Source organism: Bacillus sp. JJ864 (assembly GCF_036963045.1).
Taxonomy (GTDB): domain Bacteria; phylum Bacillota; class Bacilli; order Bacillales; family Bacillaceae_G; genus Bacillus_A; species Bacillus_A pseudomycoides_C.
The window spans coordinates 23278-29631 of the sequence record NZ_JBALLY010000110.1 but is presented as its reverse complement, the minus strand read 5'-3'; the positions used below and the strand labels follow the sequence as shown (position 1 = coordinate 29631).

Genomic DNA, 6354 nt, shown 5'->3' with positions numbered 1-6354 from the left:
GAAATATGATACCGATAATAAAAGCATCACGTCAACAATTTACTTTAATTATTTTGCATTTTTCTTTTTTTGTTTATGAAATTTTTTAATTTGTAAAATTAGACAGAAGAAAAACAGCCTGTAAAATAGGCTGTTAAAATCTTGAAGTTATATATAAACATTTGGAGTTAAAACTTTACACGTTTAAAACAAATTTTATAAAAAAGATAAAAGAAGATAGCCAGTATTGCTCCTATCCAAGGAGAGAGTTGATAACTGACATATGGATGTTCTAAAAAGAAAAAGGAACCAATGATTAGTGCAAACCATGGGCTTTTTTGTAATAGAAATACCCATATACGTTTCCATTTATTTGTAGAATTATTAAATAAATCTCCTTTTATGAAATCGAATACAAAACTAACAGCAATTTGTATAGCGATAGTTAGCACCAATACATATAAAAGGTTTAGATGTACGGTTTGAAATCGTTTGTTTTCAAAGAAAAAAGGTAAAATAAAAGCAGTGAGAGAATTAATTGCAAAAAATATAGCGAGTAAATAGCTGCTCATAAACGTTGGTATAGCAAGGCGCTGCCATCTATTCTGTTTTGGAAGTGCTGCGATTACCTCATCACAGTAAGCACGTAAATCCTTTCCAAATACATCGTAAGCATTTTTACCTTCCTCTTGCGCTTCAAGAAGATGATCTAAAATTTCTAGTAATAGTTCTTCTACTTGTTGTTCTGGAACATTAGCTAATCGAAGGTAAACGAGCATATCCCCATATGCTGCTTCATTTTCTTCTGTTAATAGCTCACGCTTCTTATTATTGAGCTCAATCATGTCTTTTGCTTCCATTCATTTCACTCTCCCTTTAATAACTGATTTACCGTAGTTGATACCATATCCCAGCTTTTTTTAAATTCCTCCAGCTGTTCAAATCCTTTTTTTGTAACGTGATAATATTTACGCTTCGGTCCAAGGCTGGAGGCTTTTAATGTGCCTTCAATGAGTTTTTCTTTTTGCATACGTAACAATAGAGGATAGATACTCCCTTCACTGACGAATGTAAAGCCGTGTTGATGTAATTTTGTACTGAGTTCGTATCCATACACTTCTTCTTGTGAAATGATATATAAAATACACCCTTCCAGCACACCTTTTAACATTTGACTGTGCATTATGTTAGCACCTCCAGGTAACTTGCCTTGCAAGGTAGTTGTTATTTGGATTATAGCATTCAGTAACTTGTCTTGCAAGTTACTGAAGCGGGTAACCAGCAAAATAAGTAATCCAGCAGCGCTATCCAAACACAAAGCTCGATATGGACGAGGGAAGAAGAAAATACAAATGGGGAAGATATGGAATTGGGAAATATGTATATCAAAAAGATGACGGAACGAATATAGAAGCAACAATTAGAGGTTATATTCATGAATATTTTCCAAATGCTGAAATTCAGTATTTTACTTAATAAAACCTACGTTATGTGCGTGGGTTCTTTTTTATTTTTGAAAAATGGGCTTGTTTCCACCCTTGTCACAATATCCTTTCTGTTGTATCATTTTATTGATTGCTTAGTACGGAATTTATAAACTGAATTGGATGGAGGAAAACGATGCCTACTCCTAGTATGGAAGATTATATCGAACAAATTTATTTGCTAATTGAAGAAAAGGGATATGCCCGTGTATCTGATATTGCGGAAGCGCTTAGTGTACATCCATCCTCTGTAACAAAAATGGTACAAAAGCTTGATAAAGATGAATATCTAATTTATGAAAAATATAGAGGGCTTGTATTAACAACAAAAGGGAAAAAGATTGGTAAGCGCCTTGTTTATCGTCATGAATTGTTAGAACAGTTTATGCGTATTATCGGTGTAGATGAAAGTAAGATTTATAATGATGTAGAAGGAATTGAGCATCATTTAAGCTGGGAAGCTATCGATCGTATTGGCGATTTAGTGCAGTATTTTGAGCAAGATGAGCAACGTATTGAAAAGCTTCGTAGTGTTCAAAAGGCAAATGAAGAACAAGCGCAGTAATTGAACATATTGAATAAAAAAGAAAGACCACACTTCTTAAAAAGAAGCGCGGTCTTTCTTTTTTCCTTTTTTACCTTCAATAACTGTTAAATGAGATTGCTTTCTTTTTCGTTTTAGGAAGGAAGTATTTCCTTTCTTTCCTTTCGTATCGGAAGCATTTTTCTTTAACGGATTGTTACTTAGGGGTGTTACATTTTGTTTTCCATATTTTCGGTTCGATTGTTTCGCAGCACGTTTGTAGGAAGATTGTGAGTTATTAGCTGAACTGCTCGAACTTGTAAGCATTTTATAAAGTAAATAAAAGACTCCAACAACAACGAGCATGATCATAATGTTTTTTACAACTCCCATTGGGTCTTCAATTGTGAATGATACAAGGTTAAATATTGCCAATCCAACAATTACAACAAATAGAGCGAACATAAATGAGCGACCGTTCATAAGGAACACCTCCTAAAATGAAAGATATTTTAATTAGTTTATTAACGAAAGGCTACGGAATTGAATAACATTATGAAAAAGTTATTGCTGTTTTCCTTCTAGACGCAGTAGTTCTTCAAATGACGCAATTGCTACTTCAACTTGATCATCTGTTGGTTCTTTCGTTGTTAACAGCTGAAGCCATAAGCCAGGATATCCTAATGCGCGGAGCACTGGAACACCTCGTAAGCTGTTTGTAAATTGCAACACTTCAAATGAAATACCTAGCACTACAGGAATGAGCAAAATACGATTTAAAACGCGAACCCAAAGAGGATCGGTTGGAACGAGAAAATATACAAACATTCCGATAATAACAGTAAATAAAATAAAGCTACTGCCGCACCGATAATGGAGACGGGTTTGTTTTTGTACGTTTTTTACTGTCAATGGAAGATTGTTCTCATAGGCATTAATTACTTTATGTTCTGCTCCGTGATATTGAAATACACGTTTAATAAGTGGAGTCAATGAAACAAAATAAATGTAACTAAGCAATAACATAAGTTTAATAATACTTTCAACAATGATTTGCCCTGCATGAGATGGAAAAACAGGTCTTGTTAGTTCTGCTAAAAGTGCAGGAGCTGCCGTGAAAATCACTTTTCCGAAGATAAAGGATAAAACACCGACTGCTGCAACGCTAAGTATCATCGTTAACTTTGACTGTTCTTCTTTTTTCTGTGCGAATTGTGCATCCTCTGAAGGATCTACATCAAAGCGTTCTGAAGCAAAATTTAAATGCTTTGCTCCGTTTGCACTTGCATCAATAATTGCTGCGATTCCGCGTAGAAATGGAATTTTTTTAAACATAGATGATACTTTATTACGAACGCGAGGTAATCGATAAAATTCGATAGATTTATCTTTACGACGAATCGCTGTAACAGTATATTCTCTACCGCCAAACATAACTCCTTCTACTACCGCCTGACCGCCGTAGATTTGTTTTGTCTTCTCTGTCATGTCAACACCAACCTGTATTTGATTCTCTCTTATCAGAAAAGAGGTAGCGACTCTAGGTGATGTCATTATATTGTATGACATCACTACAGTTTCCTTTATTTTATCGACAAAAGTGCACTTCTGACAAGGAAAATCAACAGGTTAGGCGGACATTTTCTATTCTTTTTATAGACAAATCCCGCAGTATTTAAACATGCTTTAAATAAGTTTCGGACATACTAGTAGGCGGAGGTGTGGATGTGAAACAAGAACAATCTGTTACGAAAAAAATTGTCCAAATAGGTGTGTTTGGAGGCTTATTTTGGGGAGCTGTTTGGTACTTTCTTCATATTTTTTCTTTTACTGCCCTGGGACCTAATTATTTGTTGCTCCCGTTTGCGCTTGGAGATTGGAAAGAAGGGGCATGGGGAAATATAGCTGGTATTATATGTATGGGGATACTTTCAATTCTTTTGGCGTTTATATATAAAGCAGTTTTGGGTAAGTTTGAAGGTTTAATTCCAGGTATTTTATATGGGCTTTTATGGTGGGGATTATTATTCTTTGCAATTCCACCTGTTGCACCAGTTATAAAAAGCATGATGGAAATGCCTAAGGAAACGATTGTAACAACGGCATGTATTTTTATTTTATATGGCGTTTTTATTGCGTACTCCGTCTCATTTGAGGTGAATAACAATATTAGTACAAGGGATGAAGAGAAGACGAACTATTCAAATAAGTGAGAGGTATGGTAGAATATTATATAGACATTTTTTTATTAAGGAGTTAGATATATGGAGAAGTTGCTCCTCGTTAACGGTCCTAATTTAAACCGTCTCGGTGTGCGAGAGGTTAATGTATATGGTACGGGGACGTTAGCGTCATTAGAAACAGATATGAAGCAACAAGCAGAAAATTTGGGAGTGGAGCTAGAGTGTTTCCAATCTAATCATGAAGGTGCCATTATTGATATCATTCATGAGGCTGAGGGTACATATAAAGGAATTATTCTAAATCCAGGAGCATTTACGCATTATAGCTATGCAATTCGTGATGCAATTGCAAGTGTTTCGATTCCTGTTATTGAGGTACATATTTCAAATATTCACCAGCGCGAATCGTTTCGCCACGTATCTGTTACAGCGCCGGTCACAGCGGGGCAAATTGTAGGATTCGGTTTGTATGGCTATCATTTAGCGTTACTTGCATTAGCGGAGAAAATTCGGGAGGCGTAATTCATGGAGAAACTTACAAAATTAAGAAATGCATTTGGAGAAGCGGGTATTGATGGTATTTTATTAACGAATCAACATAGTCGTAGATATATGACAAACTTTACAGGAACAGCGGGCGTTGTATTAATTTCAAACGAACGCGCTTTATTTATTACAGATTTCCGTTACGTTGAACAAGCGCAAAAACAAGCGGTTGGTTATGAAATCGTACAGCATACAGGTACGATTCTTGAAGAAGTTGCCAAACAAGTAAAAGACTTAGGAATTCAAATGCTTGGCTTTGAGCAAGATACTCTTACATACAGCTCTTATACGGCATATAAAGGAGAAGTTGATGCAGAATTTGTTGCAACTTCTGGTATTGTAGAAAAGTTACGCTTGATTAAGACTGATTCAGAGATTAAGATATTAAAGGAAGCTGCACAGATTGCAGATGCTGCCTTTAAACATATTCTATCATTTATTCGCCCGGGAGTATCTGAGATTGAAGTGTCAAATGAACTTGAATTTTTCATGAGAAAGCAAGGAGCAACCTCTTCTTCGTTTGATATTATCGTTGCTTCGGGACTTCGTTCAGCATTGCCGCACGGCGTGGCATCTGAAAAGTTGATAGAAAAGGGAGATTTTGTTACATTAGACTTCGGTGCTTACTATAAAGGATATTGTTCCGATATTACTCGTACAATTGCAGTAGGTGAGCCGTCTGATAAATTAAAGGAAATTTATAATATCGTATTAGAAGCACAATTACGTGGTGTAAGCGGTATTAAAGCTGGTTTAACTGGTCGTGAAGCAGATGCATTAACACGTGACTACATAACTGAAAAAGGATATGGTGAGTATTTCGGGCATTCTACAGGTCATGGAATTGGTCTTGAAATTCATGAAGCACCAAGCTTAGCATTCCGCTCTGAAACGGTACTTGAGCCAGGAATGGCGGTCACTGTAGAACCGGGAATTTATATTCCAAATATAGGCGGAGTTCGCATTGAAGATGATATTATAGTAACAGCTGAAGGTAATGAAGTGTTAACTAAATCTCCAAAAGAACTTATCATTTTGTAATACACAGGAGGATTTTTTGCATGATTTCAGTAAACGATTTTCGTACAGGATTAACAATTTCGGTGGACAACGGCCTATGGCAGGTTATAGATTTCCAACACGTAAAACCAGGTAAAGGTGCAGCGTTCGTTCGCTCTAAATTACGTAACCTTCGCACAGGTTCTGTTCAAGAAAAAACATTCCGTGCTGGTGAAAAAGTAGAAAAAGCGCATATCGAAAACCGTCGTATGCAATATTTATATGCAAGCGGTGAAGCTCATGTATTCATGGACAACGGAACATACGAGCAAATCGAACTTGCTGATAAGCAAATCGAACATGAATTAAAATTCTTGAAAGAAAACATGGAAGTATCAATCATGACATATCAAAGCGAAGTACTTGGTGTAGAACTTCCAAACACTGTTGAGTTAAAAGTTGTTGAAACGGAGCCAGGTATTAAAGGTGATACAGCTTCTAACGTAACAAAACCAGCTACATTAGAAACTGGTCTAGTTGTACAAGTACCGATCTTCATTAATGAAGGTGAAATGCTTATTATTAACACAGGAGAATCAAAATACGTTTCTCGTGCGTAATTAAAAGAACACTCGTGGAA

General features: G+C 36.0%; 9 protein-coding genes and 1 pseudogene. 6 read left to right on the top strand and 4 right to left on the bottom strand.

All coding sequences use genetic code 11. The features are described 5' to 3' along the window. Positions 1–167: 167 nt before the first annotated feature. A complete protein-coding gene (locus V7024_RS16960) occupies positions 168–839 on the bottom strand; it encodes a DUF1129 family protein (protein ID WP_335522032.1) in 672 nt (223 codons plus the stop codon). 5 nt (positions 840–844) lie between these two features. Beyond that, the gene (locus tag V7024_RS16955; protein ID WP_335522030.1) at positions 845–1162 is read right to left on the bottom strand and encodes a PadR family transcriptional regulator; all 318 of its coding nucleotides are present in this window, start codon (positions 1160–1162) and stop codon (positions 845–847) included. A 107-nt stretch (positions 1163–1269) separates the two neighbouring features. Here V7024_RS16955 and V7024_RS16950 point away from each other — a divergent pair. After that, a pseudogene (locus V7024_RS16950) lies at positions 1270–1455 on the top strand (spore photoproduct lyase family protein); the annotation flags it as partial. 144 nt (positions 1456–1599) lie between these two features. Beyond that, a complete protein-coding gene (gene mntR / locus V7024_RS16945; RefSeq protein WP_020061595.1) occupies positions 1600–2028 on the top strand; it encodes a transcriptional regulator MntR in 429 nt (142 codons plus the stop codon). Between the two features lie 36 nt (positions 2029–2064). Here mntR and V7024_RS16940 read toward each other — a convergent pair whose 3' ends face one another. Further along, a complete protein-coding gene (locus tag V7024_RS16940) occupies positions 2065–2469 on the bottom strand; it encodes an SA1362 family protein (protein ID WP_335522028.1) in 405 nt (134 codons plus the stop codon). A gap of 81 nt (positions 2470–2550) precedes the next feature. Then, complete coding sequence (locus V7024_RS16935) at positions 2551–3474, bottom strand: DUF1385 domain-containing protein (RefSeq protein WP_098914775.1); 924 nt, start codon at positions 3472–3474, stop codon at positions 2551–2553. Positions 3475–3713: 239 nt separating this feature from the next. Here V7024_RS16935 and V7024_RS16930 point away from each other — a divergent pair, with 239 nt between their 5' ends. The 4 genes from V7024_RS16930 to efp are packed head-to-tail and all read left to right on the top strand — an operon-like array spanning position 3714 to position 6334. Beyond that, the gene (locus tag V7024_RS16930; RefSeq protein ID WP_335522026.1) at positions 3714–4199 is read left to right on the top strand and encodes a YqhR family membrane protein; all 486 of its coding nucleotides are present in this window, start codon (positions 3714–3716) and stop codon (positions 4197–4199) included. 51 nt (positions 4200–4250) lie between these two features. Continuing rightward, entirely contained in the window at positions 4251–4691 is a 441-nt protein-coding gene (gene aroQ / locus V7024_RS16925; RefSeq protein WP_335522023.1) for a type II 3-dehydroquinate dehydratase, read from the top strand. A gap of 3 nt (positions 4692–4694) precedes the next feature. Beyond that, positions 4695–5756 carry a Xaa-Pro dipeptidase gene (pepQ, locus tag V7024_RS16920; RefSeq protein ID WP_335522021.1) on the top strand — a complete coding sequence of 354 codons (1062 nt, stop codon included), beginning with the start codon at positions 4695–4697 and terminating at the stop codon, positions 5754–5756. A 20-nt stretch (positions 5757–5776) separates the two neighbouring features. Beyond that, positions 5777–6334 (top strand): elongation factor P, encoded by a 558-nt coding sequence (gene efp / locus V7024_RS16915; protein ID WP_335522019.1) that lies wholly within the window; start codon positions 5777–5779, stop codon positions 6332–6334. The last annotated feature ends 20 nt before the right edge of the window (positions 6335–6354 follow it).

Coding starts and splice junctions, on each gene's coding strand:
- aroQ (WP_335522023.1), top strand. CDS start 4,251: ATGGAGAAGTTGCTCCTCGTTAACGGTCCTAATTTAAACCGTCTCGGT.
- V7024_RS16960 (WP_335522032.1), bottom strand. CDS start 839: ATGGAAGCAAAAGACATGATTGAGCTCAATAATAAGAAGCGTGAGCTA.
- V7024_RS16940 (WP_335522028.1), bottom strand. CDS start 2,469: ATGAACGGTCGCTCATTTATGTTCGCTCTATTTGTTGTAATTGTTGGA.
- pepQ (WP_335522021.1), top strand. CDS start 4,695: ATGGAGAAACTTACAAAATTAAGAAATGCATTTGGAGAAGCGGGTATT.
- mntR (WP_020061595.1), top strand. CDS start 1,600: ATGCCTACTCCTAGTATGGAAGATTATATCGAACAAATTTATTTGCTA.
- V7024_RS16935 (WP_098914775.1), bottom strand. CDS start 3,474: ATGACAGAGAAGACAAAACAAATCTACGGCGGTCAGGCGGTAGTAGAA.
- efp (WP_335522019.1), top strand. CDS start 5,777: ATGATTTCAGTAAACGATTTTCGTACAGGATTAACAATTTCGGTGGAC.
- V7024_RS16955 (WP_335522030.1), bottom strand. CDS start 1,162: ATGCACAGTCAAATGTTAAAAGGTGTGCTGGAAGGGTGTATTTTATAT.